1 protein-coding gene is annotated in these 1,549 nt (G+C 50.4%); it reads left to right on the top strand.

All coding sequences use genetic code 11. The annotated features are described in order from the left end of the window. Positions 1-18: 18 nt before the first annotated feature. Positions 19-1,549 (top strand): 3'-5' exonuclease (locus KDK18_RS07290; RefSeq protein ID WP_306670889.1); only part of this gene is annotated, 1,531 nt, incomplete at its 3' end.

Below are 1,549 nucleotides of genomic sequence, written 5' to 3'. Positions count from 1 at the left end.
ACTGGCCGACAGGGCCTGATGATCAGGGAAGCCCTGGCAAAACAGGGAATTCCCAGTGTTTATCTGAGCAGCAGTGATTCCGTATTTGCTTCGAACGAGGCGGTTGATGTGCTAAGAATTCTTACCGCCTGCCTCAACCCGGGCCACGATAGAACCTTGAGATCGGCTCTGGCCACGCCACTGTTGGATCTGACAGCTGAGACTCTGGATGCACTGAACGACGATGAGCTTGCCTGGGAACGCGCCGTTGAAGAGTTTTCAGATTACCATCAGATCTGGATGAAACAGGGCGTTCTGCCAATGCTCAGAGTACTGGTGCAAAAGCGTAAACTGGCAGAGCAACTGTTAGCAAAAGATAATGGCGAGAGGCGTCTGACAAACCTGTTGCATGTGGGTGAACTGCTGGCTGCAGCCAGTCTTGAGCTGGAGAGTCCCCACGCTCTGCAGCGATGGCTGTCTGAACACATCAGCAAACCGGATACCAATGCCGATGAGCAGCAACTGCACCTTGAGAGCGAACGCAACCGGGTACAGATTGTCACCATCCATAAATCCAAGGGCCTGGAATACCCTGTCGTGTTTTTGCCCTATATCTGCAGTTTTAGAGAAGCGGAAGAACCGGTTTATCATGACAGCCAGCACACCACGTTGGACCTGTCTGGTGATGATCAGGCTCTGATCAAAGCCGACAAAGAAAGACTGGCTGAAGACATTCGACTACTTTACGTAGCACTGACTCGTTCAATCTATCGTTGCTATATGGGCATGGCTCCCGTCAAAAGTGGTTCTGGACGAAAAGGTGACCTGACTGATCTGCACAGAACGGCCATTGGCTGGTTGCTGAACGGCCCTGAGGTACTTGATTATGCGACGCTTGAGCAACAATTGAAACATCTGGCGCAAAGGCACCCTGCCATTAATTTCCAGCCCGTTGAAGAGCTTCAACTCCCAGTCTACCGGAGCGAATCTGAAGAAAGCCTTCATCTTGTCGCGGCAGAGTTCCGGGGTGAGATCCAGAAAGACTGGTGGGTAACCAGCTACTCTGCATTGTCCAGAACCTCACACTCTCATAAGAAAGTGCAGAGGCACCAGGCAGTTCAAGCGCCTGATGCCTCAATGGAAACAGCCGGTCTTGATATCGAAGTGATGAGTGAGACAGAAGAATCTGTTAATAGTGAACTGCAATCGGAAGCAGAAAGATTGGATATTTTCACTTTCCCGAAAGGCGCCCGACCCGGAACCTTTCTGCACGCACTGTTCGAAAACCTCGAAAATCTGGCAGAAGATACGTTGAACTCCCAGCCCTGCGACTTATCCAGCTACGTTCTCGAACACTTACAAACGGAAGGCTTTGATGAAAAGTGGTGCCCTACCCTCGAGAATATGTTGGATCATTGCCTGCACGCCCCATTGAACGACACTGGATTAACTTTGGGAGATATTCCTATACACGCCAAAAAAGTCGAGATGGAGTTTTACCTTCCAGTAGACAAACTCAGAGCCAGGGAATTAAACGCTATCCTGCAATCAGAAGACAAGCTGTCTGCCC

The sequence above is a fragment of the Endozoicomonas sp. SESOKO3 genome (genome assembly GCF_024606255.1).
Note: the sequence above shows the minus strand (reverse complement) of the source record. Positions and strands in the feature narration are given on the sequence as shown.